At 64.5% G+C, this 26925-nt stretch carries 21 protein-coding genes; 13 read left to right on the plus strand and 8 right to left on the minus strand.

Annotated features, from left to right (window positions below; translation table 11 throughout):
- The first annotated feature begins 58 nt into the window (after positions 1–58).
- Positions 59–913, plus strand: coding sequence for a hypothetical protein (locus tag RFM52_RS26180; RefSeq protein ID WP_320294354.1), 855 nt, complete (start codon positions 59–61; stop codon positions 911–913).
- A gap of 80 nt (positions 914–993) precedes the next feature.
- Positions 994–1803 (plus strand): isocitrate lyase/PEP mutase family protein, encoded by an 810-nt coding sequence (locus RFM52_RS26185; protein ID WP_320294353.1) that lies wholly within the window; start codon positions 994–996, stop codon positions 1801–1803.
- Here the strand turns inward: RFM52_RS26185 and RFM52_RS26190 are convergent.
- On the minus strand, positions 1800–2495 hold the full coding sequence (locus tag RFM52_RS26190; RefSeq protein ID WP_320294352.1) for a sulfate transporter family protein: 696 nt from the start codon (positions 2493–2495) through the stop codon (positions 1800–1802). The two genes, RFM52_RS26185 and RFM52_RS26190, sit on opposite strands and share 4 nt — an antisense overlap.
- 65 nt (positions 2496–2560) lie before the next feature.
- Positions 2561–3463, minus strand: coding sequence for a DMT family transporter (locus tag RFM52_RS26195; RefSeq protein WP_320294351.1), 903 nt, complete (start codon positions 3461–3463; stop codon positions 2561–2563).
- Positions 3464–3729: 266 nt separating this feature from the next.
- Here RFM52_RS26195 and RFM52_RS26200 point away from each other — a divergent pair, with 266 nt between their 5' ends.
- The 3 genes from RFM52_RS26200 to RFM52_RS26210 all read left to right on the plus strand — a co-directional run bounded on the left by RFM52_RS26200 (position 3730) and on the right by RFM52_RS26210 (position 7286).
- Positions 3730–4722 (plus strand): adenosine kinase, encoded by a 993-nt coding sequence (locus tag RFM52_RS26200; RefSeq protein ID WP_320294350.1) that lies wholly within the window; start codon positions 3730–3732, stop codon positions 4720–4722.
- A 363-nt stretch (positions 4723–5085) separates the two neighbouring features.
- Positions 5086–5796 (plus strand): antitoxin Xre/MbcA/ParS-like domain-containing protein, encoded by a 711-nt coding sequence (locus RFM52_RS26205; RefSeq protein ID WP_320294349.1) that lies wholly within the window; start codon positions 5086–5088, stop codon positions 5794–5796.
- Positions 5797–6164: 368 nt separating this feature from the next.
- The gene (locus RFM52_RS26210) at positions 6165–7286 is read left to right on the plus strand and encodes a porin (protein ID WP_320294348.1); all 1122 of its coding nucleotides are present in this window, start codon (positions 6165–6167) and stop codon (positions 7284–7286) included.
- An 80-nt stretch (positions 7287–7366) separates the two neighbouring features.
- Here the strand turns inward: RFM52_RS26210 and RFM52_RS26215 are convergent, their stop codons facing one another.
- A complete protein-coding gene (locus RFM52_RS26215) occupies positions 7367–9646 on the minus strand; it encodes an NADP-dependent malic enzyme (protein ID WP_320294347.1) in 2280 nt (759 codons plus the stop codon).
- Positions 9647–9746: 100 nt separating this feature from the next.
- Entirely contained in the window at positions 9747–10928 is a 1182-nt protein-coding gene (locus RFM52_RS26220) for a glycosyltransferase (RefSeq protein ID WP_320294346.1), read from the minus strand.
- Between the two features lie 151 nt (positions 10929–11079).
- On the opposite strand from RFM52_RS26220, the gene mutS reads away from it, so the two are divergent.
- The 3 genes from mutS (at position 11080) to RFM52_RS26235 (ending at position 15013) form a co-directional block, all read left to right on the plus strand.
- Complete coding sequence (mutS, locus tag RFM52_RS26225; RefSeq protein WP_320294345.1) at positions 11080–13821, plus strand: DNA mismatch repair protein MutS; 2742 nt, start codon at positions 11080–11082, stop codon at positions 13819–13821.
- A gap of 91 nt (positions 13822–13912) precedes the next feature.
- Positions 13913–14377, plus strand: coding sequence for a nuclear transport factor 2 family protein (locus RFM52_RS26230; RefSeq protein ID WP_320294344.1), 465 nt, complete (start codon positions 13913–13915; stop codon positions 14375–14377).
- Positions 14378–14443: 66 nt separating this feature from the next.
- A complete protein-coding gene (locus RFM52_RS26235; protein WP_320294343.1) occupies positions 14444–15013 on the plus strand; it encodes a TetR/AcrR family transcriptional regulator in 570 nt (189 codons plus the stop codon).
- On the opposite strand, the gene RFM52_RS26240 is transcribed toward RFM52_RS26235, so the two are convergent.
- From RFM52_RS26240 to RFM52_RS26255, 4 genes are all read right to left on the minus strand, one after another.
- Positions 14960–15190, minus strand: a complete 231-nt coding sequence (locus RFM52_RS26240) for an MBL fold metallo-hydrolase (protein WP_320294342.1) — start codon at positions 15188–15190, stop codon at positions 14960–14962. The two genes, RFM52_RS26235 and RFM52_RS26240, sit on opposite strands and share 54 nt — an antisense overlap.
- Before the next feature lie 147 nt (positions 15191–15337).
- Entirely contained in the window at positions 15338–16183 is an 846-nt protein-coding gene (locus RFM52_RS26245) for an aldo/keto reductase (RefSeq protein ID WP_320294341.1), read from the minus strand.
- 90 nt (positions 16184–16273) lie between these two features.
- Positions 16274–16663: a CopM family metallochaperone gene (gene copM, locus RFM52_RS26250; RefSeq protein ID WP_320294340.1), complete on the minus strand. Its 390-nt coding sequence runs from the start codon at positions 16661–16663 to the stop codon at positions 16274–16276.
- A gap of 41 nt (positions 16664–16704) precedes the next feature.
- On the minus strand, positions 16705–19209 hold the full coding sequence (locus RFM52_RS26255) for a heavy metal translocating P-type ATPase (RefSeq protein ID WP_320294339.1): 2505 nt from the start codon (positions 19207–19209) through the stop codon (positions 16705–16707).
- A 186-nt stretch (positions 19210–19395) separates the two neighbouring features.
- On the opposite strand from RFM52_RS26255, the gene RFM52_RS26260 reads away from it, so the two are divergent.
- From RFM52_RS26260 to RFM52_RS26280, 5 genes are all read left to right on the plus strand, one after another.
- Positions 19396–22197, plus strand: coding sequence for a [protein-PII] uridylyltransferase (locus RFM52_RS26260; protein ID WP_320294338.1), 2802 nt, complete (start codon positions 19396–19398; stop codon positions 22195–22197).
- Positions 22198–22237: 40 nt separating this feature from the next.
- Positions 22238–23839 (plus strand): murein biosynthesis integral membrane protein MurJ, encoded by a 1602-nt coding sequence (gene murJ, locus RFM52_RS26265; RefSeq protein ID WP_320294337.1) that lies wholly within the window; start codon positions 22238–22240, stop codon positions 23837–23839.
- A gap of 342 nt (positions 23840–24181) precedes the next feature.
- Positions 24182–25249 carry a tryptophan--tRNA ligase gene (trpS, locus tag RFM52_RS26270; RefSeq protein WP_320294336.1) on the plus strand — a complete coding sequence of 356 codons (1068 nt, stop codon included), beginning with the start codon at positions 24182–24184 and terminating at the stop codon, positions 25247–25249.
- Positions 25250–25450: 201 nt separating this feature from the next.
- Positions 25451–25942, plus strand: coding sequence for a universal stress protein (locus RFM52_RS26275; RefSeq protein ID WP_320294335.1), 492 nt, complete (start codon positions 25451–25453; stop codon positions 25940–25942).
- 274 nt (positions 25943–26216) lie between these two features.
- Positions 26217–26786, plus strand: a complete 570-nt coding sequence (locus RFM52_RS26280) for a NifU family protein (protein ID WP_320294334.1) — start codon at positions 26217–26219, stop codon at positions 26784–26786.
- Positions 26787–26925: the final 139 nt, after the last annotated feature.

Consider the following 26925-nt stretch of genomic DNA (forward strand, 5'->3'; position numbering starts at 1 on the left):
CCCGGCTGCGCACCGCAAAACGACGTGCTAGCCTAAGCGCATCCGAGGGGCGCGGTCGATGATTTCCAAATTACGCCGGTTCACGCTTGCAGGCCTGCTGCTGCCTTTCATGTGGACGGCCGCGCTGGCCCAAGCGGTCAGTTTTCCGGAGCTGAACAGCGCCGTTCCCGGACATCAGGACGTTACCTATTTCGACCTCGCCAAAATGATCGTGCCTGATCTCAACGCCGGCGATGACGGTTTCTACAAGGGCAGCGCGCCGATCGAGATGCGCGACATCCTCGGCGGTGATGACGGTGGATCGCCACCCGAAACGATCAACCTGCCGAATGCGGCGGTGCTTGCCATCAGGGCCGGCGGCAAGGAGCGGCTGACGATGCTTCTCGACCTCGGCCAGGCGCAGGACAGCGCCGAAGGGTTTGCCGTGCTGGCGCTCTACGATCTCACCGGCAAGCCGAAGCTGCTCGACGCCGTCAATGTCGGAACCGACCGGAGCACCTATTTTCGCGATCCGGGCAAGCTCGCCTTGAGCGCCGACGACAACGCGCTCATAACCATGAGCACGCATTTCAATTCGAACCAGGGCTATGTCGGGACGATCCTGATCCTGGTCCGCAACGACCGTTTCGAGCCGATCGACCAGATCAACACGTTCGACGAGAATGTCTGCGCCTATAAGCGCACGCAGGATCTTTCTTTCCAAACGCGCGGCGGTGGGAAGCCCTACGCGGCGATCAAGGTGACGGTGACCGACGCCACAGTGCCGAGCGGCGAGAGTTGCGAGGAACCGGCGCCCAAAGCCGTCTCGCACGATATTTCCGTTACCTATCGCTGGGACGCCAAGGCGTCGCGCTACGTCAAGGATTCCGACGCCTTCGAGAAATTGTCAGCAGAAAACGCCGAACGCTTCTGAGCCGGACGCATTCGTTTGCCCGGTTCGAGCGGCCGCGATAAATTCCCCGCACGACCTCCACTCATGATCGAGGACCCGCCATGGACAAGGGCAAGATTTTTCGCGACCTGCATGCCTCTACCTTCGTCATGCCTAATCCCTGGGATATCGGCACGACCAAGCTTCTTTCATCCTTCGGTTTCAAGGCTCTGGCCACGACCAGCGCCGGCTTTGCCTTCTCGCGCGGCCTGCCGGACGGCGCCGTGACCTTCGACGCCATGATCCATCATTGCCGCGAGGTGACGGCCGCGACCGACCTGCCGGTTTCGGCCGATCTGGAGCGCGGCAAGGGCGACAGCCCCGAGCAGGCGGCCGAGACCATCTTCGCGGCCGAAGCCGCGGGCCTCGCCGGCTGCTCGATCGAGGACCACACCGGCGACGCCGCCAATCCGATCTACGATTTCGCGCTGGCGACCGAGCGCGTCGCCGCCGCCGTCGAGGCCGCCCGCGCGCTCAAGCACGATTTCGTCTTCACCGCGCGGGCCGAGAACTTCCTATGGGGCAAGAGCGACCTCGACGACACCATCAAGCGGCTGCAGGCCTTCGAGAAAGCCGGCGCCGACGTGCTCTACGCGCCGGGGATCAGCGACGTCGAAATGGTGCGCACGATCTGCTCGTCGGTGAGCCGGCCGGTCAATGTGATGGTGCGGCCCGGTTTCACCGTCGCCGACCTTACCATGGCCGGCGTCAAGCGCATCTCGCTCGGACCGTGGCTGACCAATTTCGCCTATGGCATGCTGGAGACGGCGGCGCGCGAAATCCAGCAGGACGGCACTTTCGGCTTCACCAGGGCGGCGATGCCGTTCGGCAAGCTGCAGGCGCTGTTCCGGGAGGACAAGGAGCAGGGCTAGACCGGCTCCCGCGCCGAAACCGCCTTGTGCAGATGCACCATCATGGCGGCCGCGAAAAGCGGCGTCAGCAGGTTGAGCAGCGGCACGGTGAGGAAAAGGGCAATGACCAGCCCGGCCAGGAACACCGTGCCGGCATATTTGCGGCGCAACGCCTTGGCCTCGGGTTCGGGGCGAAAACGCATGGCGGCGAACTCGAAGAATTCGCGGCCGAGCAGATAGCCGTTGACGATGAAGAAGGCGGCAATGTTGATGCCGGGCACCAGGAGCAGCAGCAGCGCGACGATGTTGCCGAAGACCACCACACCGAAGAATTTGATCGCCAGCACAAGCGAATGCAGCGCCGGCACTGGGCGGCCGGGCGGATCGTTGGGATAGTCGGTACGCTCGACCACTTCGGCAATATCGTCGAGGAAGAGACCGGCGACGATCGCCGTCACCGGCGCGATGAGCAAGGCCAGGCCCACGGCCAGAACGATGCCGGCGATGATGCCGCCCAGCCATCCGGCCCAGGACGGCAAGCCCGGCAGCAGCGTTTGCAGCCAAGGCCAGGCCAGCCATTCGAGCAGGCTCTCGAGGCCAAGCCAGAGCGCCACCAGGGTAAGCAGCGTCAGCCCCAGCGTCTTCAGGAAGACGGAGCGGAATTCAGGCGAGAACAGCCGGCTGGCGGCGGCGCGGGCGGCGTCTAGGATCACGGCGGGTCCAGGCTTTCATCGAGAAACGACGCTTCGCAGATAGGCGGGCTCTATCCCTCGCGCAACTATTGGGCGAGCCTGGCCTGCCTGGCCGGAATCGTCATTGCCGCGACGCCGGCGACGACGAAGGCCATGCCGAGCCAGGCGGCGGGCCCCAGGCTTTCGCCGAGGAAGACGGCGCCGATGCCGACGCCGATCGGCACGCGCAGATAGGCCTGCGAAGTGGTGCCGACCGAGCCCAGCGTGTGGATCAGGCGGAAATAGATGACGAAGGCCAGCGCCGTCGAAAAGATCGACAGGCCGAGCAGGGCCTGGATCGATGCCGTCGACGGCGCAAGCGTCCAGGGCCGGTCGACGATCAGGCTGAGCGGCACCAGTATCACGGCGCCGCAGAGCATCGAACCCGCCGCGGGTATCATCGGGTCGAGGCCCTTGAAGCCGCGGCCGAAGATCGCCGCTCCGGCATAGGAGATCGTCGCAATGACGATCGCAAGCTGCGCCCACAGCTCATGGCCAAGTCCGCCAAGCGCCTGCGTGCCGATGATGAGACAGATGCCGACAATGCCGGCGCCGACACCGACCAGCTTGCGCGCCGTGACGGGCTCATGGCGCGTGATCAATGCCGTCAGCAGGAAGGTGAAGATCGGCGATGTCGAGTTGAGGATGGTGGCAAGACCGGCATCGACCGAGCGCTCGGCGGCGGCGATCAGCGTGAACGGCACGACGCTGTTGAGGCAGGCCTGGAAGGCGAACCGGCGCCATGTCGCCGCGTCGGCGGGCATGGCGAGGCCGCGCCAGCGGATGATGGTGAGGAGAACAGCTCCGGCAATCAGCGTCCGGGCGGCGATGAAGGTCACGGGCGGGATCGTCTCCACGCCGATCTTGATGAAGGTGTAGGAAGCGCCCCACAGCACCGCCAGGACGCCAAGCAGCGCCAGGTCGGTGGGTATTTCAGTCTTCTCGGACATTTCTGCGCCTTCTGTTGCGGGGACGACCATTTCTAGCCCAGGCGGCGCGGAAATGTTTCGATCGCCATGAAACCATAGCGGCGAAGACCGCAGTCGATATGGGCCAGCTCGACACGAACGCTGCCGCAGCCGGCGAACAATCGGCGCCGAGGCCGGCGCCACAGAAGACAATGGCGATTTTCGGGGTAGGCAAAACAGTGCCAAGTCGCTAGACCCGCGCCCGGCCGGCATGCCAGATAGCCGGGTAGTGCTTGGCGGAGATTTTGATGCCGGAATATGACGTGCTTTGCATCGGCAATGCCATTGTCGACATCATCGCTCAGTGCGACGAGGCCTTTCTCGAGACCAACGGCATCATCAAGGGCGCGATGAACCTCATCGACGCCAGGCGTGCAGAGTTGCTCTACAGCCGCATGGGACCGGCGATCGAGGCTTCCGGCGGCAGCGCCGGCAACACGGCGGCAGGCGTCGCCAGCCTCGGCGGACGGGCAGCCTTCTTCGGCAAGGTGTCGAACGACGCGCTGGGCGACATCTACATCCACGACATTCACGCTCAGGGCGTTGCCTTCGACACCAGGCCGCTCGCGGGCGAACCGCCGACCGCGCGCTCGATGATCTTCGTCACGCCCGACGGCGAGCGTTCGATGAACACCTATCTCGGCGCCTGTGTCGAGCTTGGCCCCGAGGATGTCGAGGCCGACAAGGCCGCCGGCGCCAAGGTGACCTATTTCGAGGGTTATCTGTGGGATCCGCCGCGTGCCAAGGAGGCAATCCGGCAGACCGCCAAGCTGGCGCACGCGGCAGGCCGCGAAGTGTCGATGACGCTGTCGGATTCCTTCTGCGTCGACCGCTACCGCGACGAGTTTCTCGAGCTGATGCGTTCGGGCACCGTCGACATCGTCTTTGCCAACAGCCACGAGATCAAGTCGCTCTACCAGACCGCCTCCTTCGAGGAGGCGCTCGCCGCCATCCGCAAGGATTGCAGAATAGCCGCCGTCACCCGTTCGGAAAAAGGCTCGGTCATCGTGCGCGGCGACGAGACCGTCACCATCCAGGCGACGAAGATCAAGGAACTGGTCGACACGACCGGCGCCGGCGACCTCTATGCCGCCGGCTTCCTCTACGGCTACACGACCGGACGCAGCCTCAAGGAATGCGGCGACCTCGGCTCGCTGTCGGCCGGGCTGGTGATCCAGCAGATCGGCCCGCGCCCGCGCCAGAATCTGCGTCGCGAGGCCGAGCAGGTCGGGCTTCTCTAGGGCGATTGCAGGAACACCGGCCTACGGTCTGGCTCGGCGCCGTTGCGGTGGCCTTTCGGCTGAAAAGCATATCGAAACAAAAGGATAGAGCGGAGTCACCCTTCCCGTGAAGGATGCCGTTGCGTCATCGCCGGCAGCCTCCAAGCAAGGCCGGCTGTCGCGGACCTGTCACGTTGGACTTCTAAGATGCAAGATAAGGCGTTTCGTGACTGACATTTCGGCACGCCAAACCAGGGGTGTGAAGATGCAAGCCAGCAAGCTGCAGGGCCATGGCGTCCGCTGCCGTCGCGTATTTTACTTTCCGCTATAGAATTTCAGCAATCGCCGCCGCCTGGGGAGGAGCGCGGGCCGCAAGACAGATTCATGACCAGATTCCAGAACCCGTCCGAGGGGATTTCACAAGAGGCACTGGCAGGCCTTATAGCCGAAGCCGTGCAACATGCGCTGATGCAGCATGGCGTCATGCTGGACGCCGAGGCGCTGACGTCGGCAAGCAACATCGCCGGCCATGTGGCTGCCGCCCTCCCCTTCCTGCCGCCGGCGCAGCGCCTTGCCATCGGGTCCTTCAAGGGTGAGTGGACCAACCTTGCCTCCGACTTTCTTCGTGCGGTGACGGACAAGGTTGTGAGCGACGGTTCGGCCATATCCGACCGCGCCTTCGAGCGCTCGCCGCCGAGATCGGAGACAGGGGGGCCGACAGCCCAGCCACTCGCCGAGCGGGCCGCGGACCTGCAATCGATGCTGATCGAGGATTGGGCCGGCGAGGTCGCCGGCTCGACCTATCTGGAAGAGAAGCTCCGCATCCCGCGCTCCACGCTGCATCGCTGGCAACGACGCGGCGAGGTCGTCGCCCTGCGCAAGGGCGGCCGCAAGCATGTCTTCCCATTGGCACAGTTCATCGACGGCAGGCCGGTCCCAGGGATCAGCGAGGTGCTTTCGGCGATCACCAATCCGAGGCTAGCCTGGTTTTGGTTGAGCCGGGCCGCGCCTGAATTGGATGGTCGCGTCCCCATCGAGATGTTGAGGGATGACGTGGTCGAGCACGTGGTACGCGCCGCCCGCGGCCTATCCTGACCCGGAGCCTTTTTTCTACGCTCGCCCGCTCCTTTAGAAATTTATCTGGCAAACCTTTCGTCATAAAACTGTAATATTGGCACATTTGGCACATTCCCATGTCTTTCTGCGCGTTTCGATTGTATAGATTGTGCAATCTGTCCCATTTTTACAAATATATGACGTGATATTTGGGCAACAATAACTTCACAAGATTCGAAAAGCCGCCTTTACGACACAATCTCTGTTGTACGTGACGACCGATTAAGCCATGTCCAAGGCGAAGAAGCGGCGCCGGTGCGCGCACTTTTTCAAGATGGGGACGGGGGTGGCAAAAGCCGAACGGCATGTCAGGCCTGTCTTGAACCTTTGACTGGAGATTCAAGAAAATGAACATCAAGAGCCTTCTACTCGGCTCCGCTGCGGCCCTGATCGCAGTTTCGGGCGCCCGTGCCGCCGACGCGGTGACCGTCGCCGAGCCGGAACCGGCCGAATACGTGAAGATCTGCGACGTCTATGGCGCTGGCTATTTCTACATCCCCGGCACCGAGACCTGCCTGCGCATCGGCGGCTATATCCGCTACGACGCCGGCTTCGGCGATGTCGGCTCGATGGACGGCCGCAAGACCACCGACGTTCTGGACGGCGACTCGCAGAACAGCTGGAAGAAGAACGCCCGCTTCGCGCTGAAGACCTGGACCGGCCAGGAAACCGAGCTCGGCACGTTGAAGACTTATACCGAGACGCGCTTCAACTTCCCGAACGGCGGGCCGACGACCACGTCGCTGAACTTCGCGTGGATCCAACTCGGTGGCCTGCGCGTCGGCAAGGACGAGACACCTTATGACCAGTTCATCGGCTATGCCGGCAGTGTTGTACAGGACACCATCATCCCGTACGGCATCAAGGACACCAATGTCGTCAGCTACTACTTCGACGCGGGCAGTGGCTTCTCGGGCGTTGTTTCGCTTGAAGAAGGCGCGGACGACAAGGGCATTCACGGTACGATCGACAGCTATGTTCCGCATGTCGTCGGCGGCCTGAAGTACAAGGGCGACTGGGGTGCGATTACCGGCGTCGTTGCCTATGACAGCGCTTACGAAGAAGTGGCCGGCAAGGTTCGCCTGGACGTCAACGTCACCAAGGAACTGTCGCTGTTCATCATGGGCGGCTATGGCACCGACGACAATCTCAACGACCCCACCAATGCTCTTAACGCGCATGGTCGCGGCTTCTACAAACCTTGGGGCGGCAACTGGGCTGTCTGGGGTGGTGGCACCTATAAGTTCAACGCAAAGACCGCCTTCAACCTCCAGGTTTCGGCCGACGATGCCAAGAACGTCGCTGTCGCGGCAAACGTTGCTTATACGATCGTTCCCGGCTTCACGATCACAACCGAAGTTGACTATGCTCACGACGGCAAGTTTGGCGAAGCCGGCGATTTTAACTTCGCAAAGGCGGACAAGAAGAACAGCGTCGGCGGCATCGTCCGCTTCCAGCGCAATTTCTGATCTGGCCTTCAAACCTAAAGAAAGGGCCCGCGGCGATGCCGCGGGCCCTTTGCTTTTGGATTGGCGAAAGCCGGCGCGCCTTAGTTCCCCGCCGTATAGGCCGCGATCGCCGCCATGTTGACGATATCCGAGTCCTTGGCGTTCAACGACACGATCTGGACCGGCTTGTTGAGGCCGACCAGCAGCGGGCCGATGACGGTCGAGCCGCCGAGCTCCTGCAGCATCTTGGTCGAGATCGAGGCCGAGTGGAACGCTGGCATCACCAGCACATTGGCCGGGCCGGTCAGCCGGATGAAGGGATACTGCGCCATGGCGCGCGGGTTGAGCGCCACGTCGGCCGCCATCTCGCCGTCATACTCGAAATCGACGCGGCGCTTGTCGAGGATGCGCACCGCCTCCTGCACTCGCTCGGAGCGTTCGCCCTGCGGATGGCCGAAGGTGGAATACGCCAACATCGCGATTCTCGGCTCATAACCCATGCGGCGGGCAAAGCCTGCCGCCTCCTCGGCGATGTCCGCGATCTGTTCAGCGTTCGGCATGTCGTGCACGGCGGTGTCGGCGACCATCACGGTGCGGCCACGCGCGAGCACGATCGACACGCCGATGACGCGGTGGCCGGGCTTGGCGTCGATGATGCGGCGCACGTCGTCGAGCGCCGTCGAATAGTTGCGGGTCACACCCGTGACGATGCCGTCGGCATCGCCCAGCGCCACCATGCAGGCGGCGAAATGGTTGCGGTCGTTGTTGATCAGGCGCTGGCAATCGCGGAACAGGAAACCCTTCCGCTGCATGCGCTCGTAGAGATAGTCGGTGTAGATGCCGTTGCGGCGCGACAGCCTGGCGTTGATGATCTCCAGCCCCGGCTTGTTGAGGTCGATGCCGGCATTGCGGGCATTGTCCTTGATGACGTCGTCGCGGCCGAGCAGGATCGCCGTGCCGAGCTTCTGGTTCACATAGGAGACGGCGGCACGCATCACCTGCTCCTCCTCGCCCTCGGCAAAGACGATGCGCTTGGGCTGGCGGCGCACGCGGTCGTAAATGCGCTGCAGGGTCGAGGCGATCGGATCGCGGCGGGCCGACAGTTCCTGCGCGTAGCGGTCGAGATCGAGGATCGGCTTGCGGGCGACGCCGGATTCCATCGCCGCCTTCGCCACCGCCAGCGGGATCGCCGAGATCAGGCGCGGATCGAACGGCACCGGGATGATGTAGTTGGGGCCGAATTTCGGCCGGTTGCCCTGATAGGCGGCGGCGACGTCGTCCGGCACGTCCTGGCGCGCCAGCTCGGCCAGCGCCCTGGCGGCGGCGATCTTCATCTCGTCGTTGATGGTGGTGGCGCGCACATCCAGCGCGCCGCGGAAGATATAGGGGAAGCCAAGCACATTGTTGACCTGGTTGGGGTAGTCCGAGCGGCCGGTGGCCATGATGGCGTCAGTGCGGATCTCGGCCACTTCCTCCGGCGCGATCTCGGGATCGGGATTGGCCATCGCGAAGATGATCGGATTCTTCGCCATCGACTGCACCATGGCGGGGGTGAGCGCTCCCTTGGCGGACAGCCCGAGGAAGACGTCGGCGCCGTCCAGTGCGTCGGCCAGGCTGCGTGCCTCGGTCTTGACCGCATGCGCCGACTTCCACTGGTTCATGCCTTCGGTACGGCCCTGGAAGACCACGCCCTTGGTGTCGCACAGGGTGATGTTTTCCGGCGAAAAGCCCATCGCCTTCATCAGCTCGATGCAGGCGATGCCGGCGGCGCCCGCGCCGTTGCAGACCATCTTCGTGGTCTTCATGTCGCGACCGGTGACCTCCAGGGCGTTGATCAGGCCGGCGGCCGAGATGATCGCCGTGCCGTGCTGGTCGTCATGAAAGACGGGGATGTCCATCAACTCGCGCAGCCGCTGCTCGATGATGAAGCATTCCGGCGCCTTGATGTCCTCGAGATTGATGCCGCCGAAGGAGGGGCCAAGGAAGCGCACGCAATTGACGAACTCGTCGGCATCCTCGGTATCGACTTCAAGGTCGATCGAATCGACGTCGGCGAAGCGCTTGAACAGCACCGCCTTGCCTTCCATCACCGGCTTGGAGGCCAGCGCGCCGAGATTGCCGAGGCCGAGGATTGCGGTGCCGTTGGAGATGACGGCGACCATATTGCCGCGCACCGTATAGTCGAAAGCGCGGCTCGGATCCTCGGCGATGGCGCGCACGGGAACGGCGACGCCCGGCGAATAGGCAAGGCTCAGATCGCGTTGCGTCGCCATCGGCTTGGTGGCGACGATCTCCAGCTTCCCGGGCCGTCCCATGGCGTGGAATTCCAGCGCCTCCTCGGGACTGACGGAGGGGCCGCTGCTTTCGGTTTTCCTGGCCATGATGCTTTTGGTTTCCTCGCCTTCGCGCACCCTTGAGGCAGGTGCGTGTTATGTCTCTTCGGATTAAGGCTACACGGCAGCGCTGTAAACGGCCAAGCGGTCAGGCGCGGTCCGGCTCGCTGACGAGCGCGGCAATTTCCCGCACCGTGGCCCAGCGCATCAAGCCCTCGGTGCCGGAGAACGGCCATTTCTCCAGCGGGGGAGCGCTGCTGCCCTTGCGCCGCAGAAGCGCCGACAGGAACGCGGTGAGTTCCAGCCGCTGGGCGCGAACCTTTTCCAGTGTCCTGCCGCGGATTTCCTCGCGCGGTATGGCGCGATCGCGAAGCCGGTCGACGGCGCGGCGAATGGCCGTCGGCTCCGGCTCGACGATCAGGCAATAGTCCGGATCGAAATAGACGTCGCGCCCGCCGAGGCTCGGCGTGCTGACGATCGGCAGCCCGGCCATCAGATATTCCATGCTGGAATACATCGCCCCTTCGGCGGCGGACAGGCAAAGGCCGACGGCGGCCTGGTTGTAGACAAGGTTGACCTCGGCGGAGGTCAACCGGCCGGGCAGACCGTCCACGATCGGATTGGCGATGCGATGGCGTGGCGATTGTGCCTGGAGGCGGCGAATGAAGGCGCGGGCGGCCGGCGGCGTCAATTCGCCGATCGAATAGGTGACGTGAACCAGCCGGTCGATCTCGAAGGCGAGATAGTGGCGTTTCATCGGCGAGATGCGGCCATTGTAGACGGCATCGAATACGACCGGCACATCCGGCAGCGGCCGGAAGACATCTTCCGATATCATCAGGTTGTGATTGGAGAACATGGCATTGCCGCCGACGCCGACGATGAGCCGACGCTCCTCCTCGTTGTTGCAGAGGAAGATGACCTCATGACGAGGAAAGCGCGCCGCATACCAGGCGAGATCGCGGCCCATCTGGGCGACGATGGCCGGCCTCTCCATCGTCCACATCGGCATCAGCAGGAAGGTGGCGCGACGCGCGGCAAGGCGCCGGCCGACGGCCGCCAGCGGATGCAGCGGACGGGGTCCGCCCACCGGGATATACAGCACCAGCGGGTCGCGGCTGAATATGTGCGCCGACATCTCGATGCCGCCGTCGAGATCGGACAAGGGACCGCGCGCCGGCAGGATATAGGGAAAGCGCTTGCGCGCCGAAACCCTCAGCTTGTTCGCCGTTCGATGGGCGCGCCGCGTTGCCAGCAGCCAGAGGCGCTCGGCGGTCGAGCCGACCGGGCCGACCATCTCATCGAAAGTCTCCTGCTTGTCCTGATCCACCAAAGTCCCCGCCGCACTTTCCCCTCGGGAACCATAGAGTGCCAGGCTGGCCCGGCGCAACCGGCCCGTCACGGCAGGCCGCCGCCGGTCTTCCCCTGCTTTTCGCGCCGCCGGCATTAAACCGGGCTGCCACTTCTGCTAGCGTTCGGGCATGAACATGCATATGCCGACGGATACCGACGCCCAGGAGACGACGACGCCTGCGCCCGCCACGGGCGGCGTCACGCCGATGATGGAGCAATTCATCGAGATCAAGGCGGCAAACCCGGATTCGCTTTTGTTCTACCGTATGGGCGATTTCTACGAGCTGTTCTTCGACGACGCGGAGAAGGCAAGCCAGGCGCTGGGCATCGTTTTGACCAAGCGCGGCAAGCACCAGGGCCACGACATACCGATGTGCGGCGTGCCGGTGCATGCGGCGGACGACTATCTGCAGAAGCTGATCGCGCAGGGCTTTCGCGTTGCCGTCTGCGAGCAGATCGAGGACCCGGCCGAAGCCAAGAAACGCGGCTCCAAATCGGTGGTGCGGCGCGACGTGGTGCGGCTGGTCACGCCGGGCACCATCACCGAGGACAAGCTGCTCGCGCCTTCGGAATCGAGCTTCCTGATGGCGCTCGGTCGCGTGAAAGGCGGCGGCGCCGCGACCAGCCAGGCCGGCTTCGCGCTGGCCTGGATCGACATTTCGACCGGCGCCTTCCGCGTTGCCGAAACGAGCGCCGAGCGGCTGCTTGCCGACATCTTCCGCGTCGACCCGCGCGAACTGATCGTCGCCGAGCCGGTTTTCCACGATCCGGAGCTCCGGCCGGTCTTCGACGTGCTGGGCCGGGTCGCCAACCCGCAACCGCCGTCGCTGTTCGATTCGGCTTCGGCCACAAGCCGCATCGCCCGCTTCTTCGAGGTGGCGACACCGGACAGTTTCGGCACGTTTTCGCGCGCCGAGCTGTCGGCGATCTCCGGCGCCATCGCCTATGTCGAGAAGACGCAGAAGGCCGAGCGGCCGCCGCTGTCGCGCCCCGAGCGCGAGGAGCAGGGCTCGACGCTGTTCATCGACCCGGCGACACGCGCCAATCTGGAATTGCTGCGCACGCTGTCCGGCAGCCGCGACGGCTCGCTGTTCAAGGCGATCGACCGCACCGTGACCGGCGGCGGCGCGCGATTGCTGGCCGACCGGCTGATGGCGCCGCTGACCGATCCGGCCGCGATTTCCGCGAGGCTGGATTCGGTCTCCTTCTTCCGCTCCGAGACGCGGCTTTGCCAAGGGTTGCGGGCGAGCCTGAAAGGCGTCGCCGACATGCCGAGGGCGCTGTCCCGGCTGGCGCTCAACCGCGGCGGGCCGCGTGATCTTGGCGCGCTGCGCGCCGGCTTCGAAGCGGCGGGCGCGATCGCCGACTTGTTCGGGGCGGCGGCCCTGCCCGCCGAGCTCGCCGCCGCGCTTGCCGCGATCCGATCCTTGCCCGAGGCGCTCGCCCGCCACCTCAGCGAAGCGCTCGACGACGAGCTGCCGCTGATCAAGCGCGACGGCGGCTTCGTGCGGTCGAGCTACAATGCCGAGCTCGACGAGATGCGGGCGCTGCGCGACGAATCGCGAAAAGTGATCGCCGGGCTGGAGCGCTCGCTGATCGAGGAGACCGGCATCCGCTCGCTGAAGATCAGGCACAACAATGTGCTGGGCTACTACATCGAGGTCACCGCCAACCACCACTCGATCATGACCGGCAGCGACGCCGCCAAGGCGCGCTTCATCCATCGCCAGACCATGGCCAACGCCATGCGCTTCACCACGACCGAACTGGCGGAGCTGGAATCGAAGATCGCCAACGCCGCCGACCGGGCGCTCGGCATCGAACTCGCCGCCTTCGACCGGCTGACGGCGGAAGTGGTGGGTGAGGCCGAACGGATCCGCGCCGGCGCCGACGCGCTTTCGGCTCTGGATGTTTCATCGGCGCTGGCATTGCTGTCCGAAAGCGAGGGCTGGTGCCGGCCGCTGGTGGATTCGAGCCTCGCCTTCGACATTGCCGGCGGGCGCCACCCAGTGGTCGAACAGGCGCTCAGGCGGTCCGGCGAAGGGCCGTTCGTTGCCAATGATTGCGACCTGTCGCCCGAAGGCGGCGCCAAGGCCGGCGCGATCTGGCTGCTTACCGGCCCCAATATGGGCGGTAAATCGACGTTCCTCAGGCAGAACGCGCTGATCGCCATCCTTGCCCAGACCGGCTCCTTCGTGCCGGCGCAAAGCGCCCATATCGGCGTCGTCGACCGGTTGTTCTCGCGCGTCGGCGCCTCGGACGATCTGGCGCGCGGCCGCTCGACCTTCATGGTCGAGATGGTGGAGACGGCGGCGATCCTCAACCAGGCGGGCGAGCGGGCGCTGGTCATCCTCGACGAGATCGGCCGCGGCACCGCGACTTTCGACGGGTTGTCGATCGCCTGGGCGGCGGTCGAATATCTGCATGAGAAGAACCGCTGCCGGGCAGTCTTCGCCACACATTTCCATGAGATGACGGCGTTGGCCGGGAAATTGCCCCGGCTTCACAACGTCACCATGCGGGTCAAGGAGTGGGAAGGCGACGTCGTCTTCCTGCACGAGGTCGGCAAGGGAGCCGCCGACCGCTCCTACGGCGTGCAGGTGGCGCGGCTGGCCGGCTTGCCCGAGGCGGTCGTCGCCCGCGCCAAGGAAGTGCTGCACCAGCTCGAGGAAGGCGAAGTCTCGGGCAAGACCAACCGTCTCGTCGACGACCTGCCGCTGTTTTCGGTGGCGGTGAAGCGCGAAGCGCCGAAGCCGGCAAAGAGCGACGCGCTGGGCGACGCGCTCGGCGCGATCAATCCCGACGAGATGACGCCGCGCGAGGCGCTGGAGGCGCTCTACCGGCTGAAGGGGCTGGCGACAAAGCAATAACAGCTGTCTCGCCGGTCACTGCGGCCATTGACTCATTGTACCGATCGGTACAATGTCGGTTATCGACGATCGGAACCGACAGGAGATTTTCATGAGCCGCCCGCCCTTGCCGCCCTTCACCGCCGAGACAGCGGCGCAAAAAGCGCGCCTTGCCGAAGACGCCTGGAACAGCCGCGACCCGGAGCGGGTTTCGCTCGCCTATACCGAGGACAGCATCTGGCGGAACCGGGCCGAATTCATCTCGGGCCGCGGCGAGATCGTCGACTGCCTCAAGCGCAAATGGGCGCGCGAGCTGGACTATCGCCTGATCAAGGAGGTCTGGACCTGGAACGAAAATCGCATCGCGGTGCGCTTCGCCTATGAATGGTGCGACGACAGCGGGCATTGGTTCCGCTCCTACGGCAACGAGAACTGGGAATTCGACGAAGCCGGGCTGATGCGCCGGCGCGTGGCGAGCATCAACGACCTGCCGATCACCGAAAGCGAGCGGAAGTACCATTGGCCGCTCGGCCGCCGGCCGGACGACCATCCCTGCCTTTCGAAGCTCGGGCTATAGAGCATGATCCCAAAAAGTGTGTAGCGTTTTGTTGGAAAAGATCATGCTCGAACGAGAATACTAAGCATGCGACGGATCGCGCCCGACCGCGACCGGTTGCTGGGGATCGTTGCGGAAGTTTTCCGCGAGCATGGCTATGAGGGCGCCAGCCTGGCGTTGATCGGCGAGGCGACGGGGCTGGGCAAGGGAAGCCTCTACCACTTCTTTCCCGGCGGCAAGGAAGAGATGGCGAGAGCCGTCATTGCCCATATCGACGGCTGGTTCGAGGACAATGTCTTCGCGACCCTGCGCGACAGCGCCGATCCGCTGGCCGGGATCGAACAGATGCTCGCGGCGACGGACAGCTATTTCCGCTCGGGGCGTCGGGTCTGCCTGATCGGCGCCTTCGCGCTGGATGAATCGCGCGACCTCTTCGCCGGCCAGATAAGGGACTATTTCGGCCGCTGGGTCACACATCTCGCCGATGCGCTGGAGCGATCCGGGCACCGGCCGGGCGAGGCCAGCGAACTGGCCGAGGAAGCCGTCGCCGCCATCCAGGGCGCGCTCACGCTTGCCCGCGCCGCCAATGACCTCGATGTGTTTTCAAGGGCATTGCGGCGGCTGCGCATGCGGCTTGAGCTGCCGGCCAAGATGTAGCACCGGCGCGCCGTCGAAGAGCGGCACCTGCGAGAGGAGATCGTCGCCGAAAGGCTTGTCTCCTGGCTGGCGCAGCCGCCGGACCGGCATGTCGACATAACCGTCGCGCAGCGAGGTGACCTTGATGTCGCCGACTTTGTAGGTCGCGTGAAGGGACCCGTCTGAAACTCGTTCCACCGCTTGCCTTCCGTTCGGTCGCAGATCCGGATTGAAGTTTTCGGCTAGTGCGTTTCACCGTTTCACGGAAACAGTGAAACGCACTATCTCCTTGTTTTTACGCAATTCCGGACGGAAAACCGCTCTCACACTTTTCCTGGAATTGCTCTAGATCATCTCCAGCCCGCGCTTACGCGTCGGCGGCGGAAAGGCGCGGTCGAGCTCGGCAAGGTCTTCCGCCGTCAGCTCGATGTCGAGCGCGGCGGCGTTCTGGCGAACATGCTCCTGGCGACCAGCCTTCGGAATGGCGATGACGCCATCCTGCGCCATCACCCAGGCAAGCGCGATCTGCGCGGCGGTGGCGTTGTGCCGGGCAGCGACGACTTCCAGCTTGGCGTCGCGCGCCAGCGCGCCCTGCTCGACCGGCGAATAGGCCATCAGCGGTATGCCGCGCTCCGCGCACCACGGGGCCAGATCGAAGTCGGGACCACGCCGCGACAGATTGTAGAGCACCTGATTGGTCTGGACATTGCCGCCGTTTCGCAGGCCGACCAGATCCTCCATCTCGTCGGTGTCGAAATTGCTGACGCCCCAGTGGCGTATCTTGCCTTCGGCCGTCAGCGCCTCGAACGCCTCCACCGTTTCCGACAGCGGCACGCTGCCCGGCCAATGCAGCAGATAAAGATCGATGCGGTCGGTGGCGAGCCGCTTCAGGCTGTTTTCGCAGGCGCGTTTCACGCCGGCGCGCGAGGCGTTGGAGGGCAGCACCTTGGAGACCAGGAACGTCTCGTCTCGGCGCCCGGCGATGGCCTCGGCGACCACCTCCTCGGCGCCGCCGCTGGCATACATTTCAGCCGTGTCGATGAGCGTGATGCCGAGATCGAGCCCGAGCTTCAGCGCCGCGACCTCGTCGGCGCGCCGCCGCCGGTCCTCGCCCATCTTCCAGGTACCTTGGCCGAGAACCGGAACCATTTCGCCGGACGGCAGCTTCAGGGTTCTGATCGACGAGGGCATCGCTTCCTCCACGTGAAGCTGGATCGCTGCACAAGCCAAAGTCGGGAATCCAGACCGAAGCCGCGCGGCTGTCCGGATTTCCCGCAGCGGCTATTTCGCCGGATGCTTGGCGAGCCAGTCTTTCATTTCCTTGATCTCGGCTTCCTGTGCCGTGACGACGCCTTCGGCGAGCTTGCGGATTTCCGGATCCTTGCCGTTGGCGATCACGACCTTGGCCATGTCGATGGCACCCTGGTGATGCGGGATCATGCCGCGGACAAAGTCGACATCGGCATTGCCGGTGTATTTGATCATCATGTCCTTGTGCATCTTCTTCATCGCCGCCTCGTAGCCGACGGTGGCCGGGCTCTGGGCGCCCATCGCCATCTTGGACATGTCATGCTTCATCTCTTCCGACGAAGCCGGCACGCTTTCGAGGAAGACGGCAAGCAGCATTCCAGCCGCCATCAAAAGCAGCACGATTTTCTTGGCCAAGGTCATTCAGGTCTCCTTCTGTTGGATAGCGTATCTGGGGGCTTTGCTCAGAGTTTCAATGTTCTCAACCGCAAGGCGTTGGTGATGACCGACACCGACGACAGGCTCATCGCCGCCGCCGCCAGCATCGGCGACAGCAGCGTGCCGGTCAGCGGGTAGAGCACGCCGGCCGCGACCGGCACGCCGAGCACGTTGTAGAGGAAGGCGAAGAACAGGTTCTGGCGGATGTTGCGTATCGTCGCCTGGGCCAATGTACGCGCCCTCACGATGCCGTTGAGGTCGCCCTTGACCAGCGTGATGCCGGCGCTTTCGACCGCGACATCGGCGCCGGTGCCCATGGCGATGCCGACATCGGCGCCGGCCAGCGCAGGCGCGTCGTTGACGCCGTCGCCGGCCATGGCGACGGCGGCGCCCTTGGCACGCAGTTCCTCGACCAGCGCGCCCTTCTCGTCCGGCAGCAATCCGGCGCGGACCTCGTCGATGCCGAGCTTGCCGGCGATCGCCTTTGCCGTGCGCTCGTTGTCGCCAGTGGCCATGATGATGCGCAGGCCCTTGTCGTGCAGGGCCTTGATCGCCTCGGCCGTCGTTGCCTTGACGGGATCGGCGACGGCGACGATGCCGGCGAGTCCGCCGTCGACGGCCACGAACATGGCCGTCTTGCCTTCGGCCTGCAGCGCCTCGGTATCGGCCCCCGACGTCCCGACGCCGAGGTCCACCATCATCGCCGCATTGCCGAGCGCGACCTTCCTGCCTGAAACGGTGCCCGAGACGCCCTTGCCGGTGACGGCTTCGAAATCGACCGCGTCGGCCAGCTTCAGGCCGCGCGCGGCGGCGCCCTCGACGATCGCCTCGGCCAGCGGATGCTCGGAACCCTTTTCGAGCGCGGCGGCGAGGCCGAGCAGCTCGTTCTCATCGATGCCGCCGGCCGCGACGACATCGGTAAGCTGCGGCTTACCCTCGGTCAGCGTGCCGGTCTTGTCGACGATCAACGTGTCGACGGAGGCAAAACGCTCCAGCGCCGCCGCTTCCTTGATCAGCACGCCGGCATGCGCGCCGCGCCCGGTCGCCGTCATGATCGACATCGGTGTGGCAAGCCCAAGCGCGCAGGGACAGGCGATGATCAGCACCGACACAGCCGAGACGATGGCGAAGATCAGGCTGGGCTGCGGGCCCAACACCGCCCAGGCGATGAAGGCGATGATGGCGACCAGCACGACGGCCGGAACGAAATAGAAGGACACGCGGTCGGCCAGCCCCTGGATCGGCGCGCGCGAGCGCTGCGCCTTGGCGACCATCTCGACGATGCGCGACAGCGTGGTCTCGGCGCCAACCTTCTCGGCGCGCATGACCAGCGAGCCGTTCTTGTTCAGCGTGCCACCGGTGAGCGTGTCGCCTTCGGTCTTTTCGACCGGCAGCGGTTCGCCGGTGATCATGGATTCGTCGATCGCCGAGCGTCCCTCCAGCACGGTGCCGTCGACCGGCACGGCGTCGCCGGGGCGGATGCGCAACTTGTCTCCGGTCTTGACGCTGTCGAGCGGCACGTCGTTCTCGGAGCCGTCGGCGCCGATCAGCCGCGCCGTCTTCGGCGCAAGGTCGAGCAGCGCGCGAATGGCCGAGCCGGTCCGCTCGCGGGCTCTGAGTTCCAGCACCTGGCCGAGGAAGACCAGCGCCACGATGACGGCGGCAGCCTCGAAATAGACCGGCACGGCGCCGTCATGACCGCGGAATTGGTGCGGGAAGACACCCGGGAACAATGTCGCGACGAGGCTGAAGAGATAGGCAGCACCCACACCCAGCGAGATCAGCGTCCACATGTTGGGGCTGCGGTTGAGGATCGATTCCCAGCCGCGATGGAAGAACGGAAACGCCGCCCACAACACCACCGGGCTGGCCAGCGCCAGCTCCACCCAGGTCTTGGTGCGGCCGTCGATGAGGTTTTCGAAGCTGAAGCCCAGCATCGGCGCCATTGCGATGACCAGGAGCGGCACGGAGAGCGCCGCGCTGACCCAGAAGCGGCGCGTGAAATCGACGAGCTCGGGATTCGGGCCTTCCTCGCCTGTCGGCACGCCCATCGGTTCCAGCGCCATGCCGCAAATCGGGCAGGAACCGGGCTTGTCGCGGACGATCTCGGGATGCATCGGGCAGGTGTATTGCGTGCCCTTCGGCATCGGCTGCGGCTCGGGCCGGCCGGCTAGATACTTTGCCGGCTCGGCCTCGAACTTGCCCTTGCAGCCGGCGGAGCAGAAGTAGAAGCCCTGACCTTCGTGGCGAACGAAGTGCTTCGCGCTCGCACGGTCGACGCTCATGCCGCAGACGGGGTCGGTGGCGGAAAGATACGCTTCCGGCTCGGCCTGGAATTTCGTGTGGCAGCGATCGCTGCAGAAATGAAACGTCCGGCCGCCATGCCCGGCCGTCGGTTTGCCCGCCGCGGGATCGACCGTCATGCCGCAGACAGGATCGCGAATCACCGCTTCGGCGGCGGGCGCGACATCCTTCGCGGAGCAGCAGCCCCCGCCATGCGCATGATGGTGGTGATGGTCTGAATGGGTCATGGCCAAGCCTCTGAATTTCGAACTTGAGGCCGAGGTAGTGCTTCCAGTAACTGGAAGGTCAAGGGGCGGTCTGGATTTTTCCGGTTTTCGCCATCCGGCCCCGCATGGCGTCCGTCGCGCGCCGCTGGAAACGCGGCGGCCCGCCCCATACACAGAGCCGCGAAAACAGGCTATAGACGCCGCCGAATGGCAAAGATCTCCCTGAAACTCGACGAAATCATCGATGGCGACGCCTTGCGCCGCGACTTGACCGCGTTGACGGCGGCAAGCGCCGGCGACGGCTCGGGCCCGGCCGTCCGTACCGCCGTCCTCCAGTTGCTCAAAGGCCGGATGGCGGAAGGTCGAAAGATCGCCGAGGCCATGCTCAAGCAGGATGGCGGCGGCAATGCCTGCGCCGAGCGGCTCTCGCATCTGATGGATGAGCTGATCCGGGCGCTTTATGATTTCGCCGCCACCCATGTCTACCGCGTCAAGAACCGGTCGGCGGCCGAGCGCATGGCTGTCGTTGCCGTCGGCGGCTACGGCCGCGGCACGCTGGCGCCGGGCTCCGACATCGACCTGCTTTTCCTGCTGCCCTACAAGCAGACGCCGTGGGGCGAGCAGATTGTCGAATACATGCTCTACATGCTGTGGGACATGGGGCTGAAGGTCGGCCATGCCACCCGCAATATCGACGAGTGCCTGAGGCTCTCGCGCAGCGACATCACCATCCGCACCTCGATCCTGGAAGCGCGTTTCCTGTGGGGCGAACACAAGCTCTATGACGAGCTGCTCACCCGCTTCGACCATGAAGTGGTGCGCACGACCGGACCGGAATATGTGCAGGCCAAGCTTGCCGAGCGGGACGAGCGCCACGCCAAGGCCGGCGAAAGCCGCTATCTGGTCGAGCCCAACGTCAAGGACGGCAAGGGCGGCCTGCGCGACCTGCAGACGCTGTTCTGGATCGGCAAATATTTCTATCGCGTGCGCACCGGCGAGGAACTGGTCGAGAAGGGCGTCTTCACCGACGCCGAATACCGCGAGTTCCAGAAGGCCGAGGATTTCCTGTGGGCGGTGCGCTGCCACATGCACTTCCTCACCGGCAAGGCGGAAGAGCGGCTGCATTTCGACATCCAGCGCGAGATCGCCGAGCGCCTGGGCTATACGACGCATCCCGGCCTGTCGGCCGTCGAGCGCTTCATGAAGCACTATTTCCTCGTCGCCAAGGATGTCGGCGACCTCACCCGCATCTTCTGCGCGGCGCTCGAGGAGGAGCAGGCCAAGCACGTGCCGGGCTTCAACCGCATCTTCCTCACTTTTTCGCGGCGCAAGCGCAAGCTTGCGGGAACGTCGGACTTCATCGTCGACAACCACCGCATCAACATCGCCGACGACGGCGTGTTCGAGCGCGATCCGGTCAACCTGCTGAGACTCTTCTGGTTCGCCGACAAGCACGGGCTGGAGTTCCACCCCGACGCGCTGAAGCTGCTCACACGCTCGCTTGGCCTCGTCAACAAGTCGCTTCGGCGCGACGAGGAAGCCAACCGCCTGTTCCTCGACATATTGACGTCGGACCGCAACGCCGAGCTCAATCTCAGGCGCATGAACGAGGCGGGGCTGCTCGGCAGGCTTATCCCCGACTTCGGCAAGATCGTCGCCATGATGCAGTTCTCGATGTACCACCACTATACGGTGGACGAGCATCTGATCCGCTGCATCGGCGTGCTCGCCGAAATCGAGCGCGGCGACGGCGCCAAGGTGCATCCGCTGTCGCATTCGTTGATGCCGGGGCTGAAGAAAAGCCGCGAGGCGCTCTATGTCGCCGTGCTGTTGCACGACATCGCCAAGGGCCGGCCGGAGGACCATTCGGAAGCCGGCGCCCGGATCGCGCGGCGCATCTGCCCGCATATGGGGCTATCGGCCGCCGACACCGAGACGGTCGCCTGGCTGGTCGAGAACCATCTCGTGATGTCGATGACGGCGCAGACGCGCGACCTCAACGACCGCAAGACCATCGAGGATTTCGCCTCGATCGTGCAATCGGTCGAGCGGCTGAAGCTGCTGTTGATCCTCACCGTCTGCGATATCCGGGGCGTCGGGCCGGGTGTGTGGAACGGCTGGAAGGGGCAGTTGTTGCGCACACTTTATTTCGAGACCGAGCTGCTCTTGACCGGCGGTTTCTCCGAAGTGTCGCGCGCCGAGCGCACTTCCGCCGCGCGCGAACGGCTGGCCGAGGCGCTGTCGGCCTGGCCGGCCAAGGAGCGCAAGCGCTATGTCGCGCAGCACTACGAGAATTACCTCTTGGCCGTCGACCTCAACGACCAGCTGCGCCACGCCGAATTCGTCCGCGAGGCGGATGCGGCGGGCAAGAAGCTAGCCACCATGGTCAAGACGCATGAATTCGAAGCGGTGACCGAGATCACCGTGCTGGCGCCGGACCATCCGCGCCTGCTTTCGATCATTGCAGGCGCCTGCGCCGCGGCCGGCGGCAACATCGTCGACGCGCAGATCTTCACCACCTCGGACGGACGCGCGCTCGACTCCATCCTGATCTCGCGGGAATTCGACCGCGACGAGGACGAGCGCCGCCGCGCCGAGCGCGTCGGCCGGCTGATCGAGGACGTGCTTTCGGGCAAGAGCTGGCTGCCCGAGATGATCGAGAAGCGCACCAAGCCGAAGCGCGGCGCCAAGGCTTTCCGCATCCCGCCGCGCGCCGAGATCCGCAACACGCTGTCGAACCGGTTTTCGGTGATCGAGGTCGAGGGGCTGGACCGGCCAGGCCTGCTCTCCGAGATCACCGGGACGCTGTCCGACCTTTCGCTCGACATCGCCTCGGCGCATATCACGACCTTCGGCGAGAAGGTCATCGATACGTTCTACGTCACCGACCTCACCGGTCAGAAGATCGACAGCCCGACGCGCACCGCCGCCATCCACAAGCGGCTGATCGATACGCTCGAAGGCAATTCGACCGAACGCAACGGCAAGGCCAAGGCGGCGGCCGAGTGACCATCCATTTGACGCAATTTCCCTGGCAGTCGTCTCCAGCATGAGCCTCGTCAAGAAATTCGCCACCGTCGCCTCCGGCACGCTGATGAGCCGCGCGCTGGGGTTCGGACGTGAGATGCTGATGGCGGCAGCACTGGGCACCGGGCCGGTCGCCGATGCCTTCAACGCGGCCTTCCAGTTTCCCAACACCTTCCGCCGATTGTTCGCCGAGGGCGCCTTCAACGCCGCTTTCGTGCCGCTGTTCGCCAAGGAGATCGAGCAGCATGGCAATGAGGGCGCCAAGCGCTTCTCGGAGGAAGTGTTCGGCGTGCTGTTCTCGGCGCTACTGGCGCTGACCATCGCGATGGAGCTCGCGATGCCGCTGATCGTGCGCTACCTGGTGGCGCCGGGCTTTGCCGACATTCCGGGCAAGTTCGAGACGACCGTCCGGCTTGCGACGATCATGTTCCCATATCTGATCTGCATGTCGCTCGGCGCCATGATGGCCGGCATGCTGAACTCGCTGCGCCGCTATTTCGCGGCGGCGATCGCGCCCGCCTTCCTCAACATCATCCTGATCGGCGTGCTGGCCTATGCCTGGTATCATGGGCTCGACGCGCATGATGTCGGTTTCGGGCTCTCCTGGGGCGTGCTGGCGGCGGGTATCGTGCAGCTCGCCATCGTCTGGATCGCTGTACGCAATGCAGGCATCTCGATCGGTTTCCGCCGGCCGAAGATGACGCCCAACGTCAAGCGGCTCCTGATCCTGGCGCTGCCGGCGGCGATCACCGGCGGCATCACCCAGATCAACCAGCTGATCGGCACGGCGATCGCCTCTGCGCAGAACAGCGCCGTGTCGTCGCTGGCCTATGCCGACCGCATCTACCAATTGCCGCTCGGCGTCGTCGGCGTGGCCGTCGCCATCGTGCTGCTGCCGGAACTGTCGCGGGCGCTGAAATCGGGTAATTTGATCGAGGCCGCCAATCTGCAGAACCGCTCGGTCGAGTTCACCTTGTTCATGACGCTGCCGGCGGCGGCGGCGCTCTGGGTGATGTCGGAACCGATCGTGCGGCTGGTCTATGAACGCGGCGCCTTCGCCGCCAATCACTCGACGCCGATCGTCGCCTCGATCCTGGCGATCTTCGGCCTCGGCCTGCCGGCCTTCGTGCTGATCAAGGCTTTCACACCAGGCTATTTCGCGCGCGAGGACACGCGCACGCCGATGATCTTCGCGGCCATCTCGGTCGGCGTGAACGTCGCCACCGCGCTCACCTTGTTCCCGTCGATGGGCGCGCCGGGCATCGCGGTGGCCTCGGCCGTCGCCGGCTGGGTCAACGCGCTGATGCTGCTCGCCATGCTGATCCGGCGCGGCCATTGGGGCCGCGACATCCCCTTGCTGAGGCGCATCCCGAGGCTGGTGTTGTCGGCGGTGATCATGGCCGTGGCGCTTTATTTTGCCGAGCGCCACTTTGCCACGCAGATCGGGCCTGGCTCGCCGCTGGTCGTGAAGGCGACGACCGTGCTTGCGCTGGTCGCCGGGGGCGCTGCGCTCTACTTCATCGCCGCGTTCGGCACCGGCGGCGCCGATTTCGGCATGATCCGCAGGAACGTGAAGCGCGGGTCGAAGGCACCGCCTATTACGGGACAGTCTCCAGATCCGTGACTGCCGTCGATAGGCACCCGTCTTCGCCAGACAATTCGTCATAGGCCGAGCGTGGCAACGGTTCACGTGCTTGCACACTCAGCTTGACTCCGAATTCGGCCCGAAGCCGCGCCGCCGTCTCCAGCGGCCCCTCGTGGACCGGCCTGCGCTTCGGGGCTTTCCGTTCGTCGACCGCGACAGGCATTCATTCTCCATCTGGATCACGGGACACATCTCACCATATCACACATTTCGATGTCAGTGCCGCCCGCTCTTGATCAGCCCACGGCGTTGGTCCATAAGCGCGCCGTCGAAAGACTTTCGCCTCGCGCGAAACGGCCCTCCACAAGCCATGAGGAAACAATGTCCGCCTTCAAGCCACTCGTCTTTTCGGGCGTCCAGCCTACCGGCAATCTGCATCTCGGCAACTATCTCGGCGCCATCAAGAAATTCGTCGCCCTGCAGGAACAGTCTGACTGCATCTACTGCGTCGTCGACCTGCATTCGCTGACGGCGCAGCTCGTTCACCAGGACCTCGGCGACCAGACCCGCTCGATCACCGCGGCGTTCCTGGCCTCCGGCATCGACCCGAAGAAGCACATCGTCTTCAACCAGTCGCGCGTCATGCAGCACGCCGAACTTGCCTGGATCTTCAATTGCGTGGCGCGCATCGGCTGGATGTACCGGATGACGCAGTTCAAGGACAAAGCCGGCAAGGACCGCGAGAACGCCTCGCTCGGCCTGCTCGCCTATCCGAGCCTGATGGCGGCCGACATCCTGCTCTACCGCGCGACCCACGTGCCGGTGGGCGAGGACCAGAAGCAGCATCTGGAGCTGACCCGCGACATCGCCCAGAAATTCAACAACGACTTCTCCGAGAAGATCGCCGCACTCGGCGTCGGCGTCGAAATGCAAGTCGGCGAAGAGACGGTGAACGGCTATTTCCCGATCACCGAACCGGTCATCGGCGGCCCGGCGGCGCGCATCATGAGCCTGCGCGACGGCTCCAAGAAGATGTCGAAGTCGGATCCGTCCGATCTCTCGCGCATCAACCTCACCGACGATGCCGACACCATCTCGAAGAAGATCCGCAAGGCCAAGACCGATCCGGAAGCCTTGCCTAGCGAGATCGACGGGCTGGCAAGCCGGCCCGAAGCGGAAAATCTCGTCGGCATCTATGCCGGCCTCGCGGAGATCTCGAAGGAAGATGTGCTGAAGGAATATGGCGGCCAGCAGTTTTCCGTGTTCAAGCCGGCGCTTGCCGATCTTGCCGTGGAGAAGCTGGCGCCGATCGCTTCCGAGATGCGCCGCATCGAGGGCGACCGCGCCTATGTCGACGCCGTGCTCAAGGATGGCGGCGACCGCGCCCGCGCGATCGCCGAGGGCACGATGAAGACGGTGCGCGACATTATCGGCCTGCTGCAGGACTGATCCAAAGCAATTCCAGGAAAAGTGTGAGCGGTTTTCCGTTCGGAATTGCGTCAAGGCAAAAAAAGATAGAGCGGTTCGCCGTTTCCGTGAACGGTGAAACGCTCTGGCGACCTCGTCGGACCATTGCCGTATCGGCCGGCGGCTTGCCGCCGGTTCGCGGCAGTGGCAGATTGCGGTCGAAACCATACCGAGCAGATAGACATGGTCTCTAAACGCCTCAGCCGCGAAGTCGGCCATCGCCGCAAATTCCTGGCGATCATCGACGACACGCCCGAATGCGAGCGTGCGGTCGCCTATGCCTCGAAGCGGGCGCAACACACCAGCGGCGTGCTGGTGCTGCTCTACGTCATCGAGCCGGACGACTTCCAGCACTGGCTGGGCGTGGAAAAGATCATGCGCGAGGAAGCAAACGCGACGGCGCGCGGAGCACTCGACGGCTATGCCAACAAGGTGCGTCAAAGCGTCGGGATCGAGCCGGAGCTGGTGGTGCGCGAAGGCAAGCCGCCCGAAGAGATCCACAAGCTGATCGAGGAAGACCAGGACATCGCCATCCTGGTGTTGGCGGCCGGCGCCGGCAAGGAAGGCCCCGGCCCCCTGGTCAGCGCGGTTGCCGGCCGGGGTGCGGCCTTCCCCATTCCGGTCACGGTGGTGCCGCAGAATCTGTCCGACGAAGAGATCGACAGCCTCGCCTGAGATATGTTGAGATTCAGGTGAGGCCGGCCTGCGAACGGCGGTTTCCTGCGCTTCCGGTGCTCACGTACTTCAAGTACGCTCCGCTCCGGTTCTCGAAAACCACCGTTCTCGACTCGGCCTGACCTGAATCTCAACACATCTTAAGTGGATGAAGGGTCGAAAAACATTCCGCCAGCCAGCCGTTCGGGCGACGCGTTTCGCTTGAATGTCCAGCCGATAGAGCCTATTTAGAACTATTCCAAACTATCGGCCCGGGAAGGGCCTGGAGATACCCATGTTCATCCAGACCGAATCGACGCCGAACCCGGCGACGCTGAAATTCCTGCCGGGCAAGGAAGTGCTGCGCGAGGGCACAGCCGATTTCCGCAACGCCGAAGCCGCTGCGGAGGCCTCGCCGCTGGCCGGTCGCCTGTTCGAGATCCCCGGCGTCACCGGCGTTTTCTTCGGCTATGACTTCATCACCGTGACCAAGGACGGCCCGGACTGGCAGCACCTGAAGCCGGCGATCCTCGGTGCCATCATGGAGCACTTCATGTCCGGCGCGCCGGTCATGGCCGCGGCCGCTCCGGCGAGCGGAGCTGGCGAGACCGGCGAGTTCTACGACAAGGCCGACGAAGAACTGGTGCTGACCATCAAGGAGTTGCTCGACACCCGCGTGCGCCCGGCCGTTGCCCAGGACGGCGGCGACATCACCTTCCGCGGCTTCGAGAACGGCACCGTGTTCCTGCACATGAAAGGCGCCTGCGCCGGCTGCCCGTCATCGACGGCGACGCTGAAGCACGGCATCCAGAACCTGCTTCGGCACTTCGTTCCCGAGGTCCAGCAGGTCGAGCAGGTCGGCTGACGCCCATTGATAGTTCTACCCTGCCGACCATCTGGCCCGGTTTTCTGCGCTTCGTGCTCACGTACCTGAAGCAGGTCGCGTGAAAAAGGATTCACGCAACCTGCTTTAAGTCTTTGATCTTAAGCATGTCTTTGTCCCG

Origin of the sequence: Mesorhizobium humile (assembly GCF_033977215.1) — a bacterium.
Classification (GTDB): Bacteria; Pseudomonadota; Alphaproteobacteria; order Rhizobiales; family Rhizobiaceae; genus Mesorhizobium; species Mesorhizobium humile.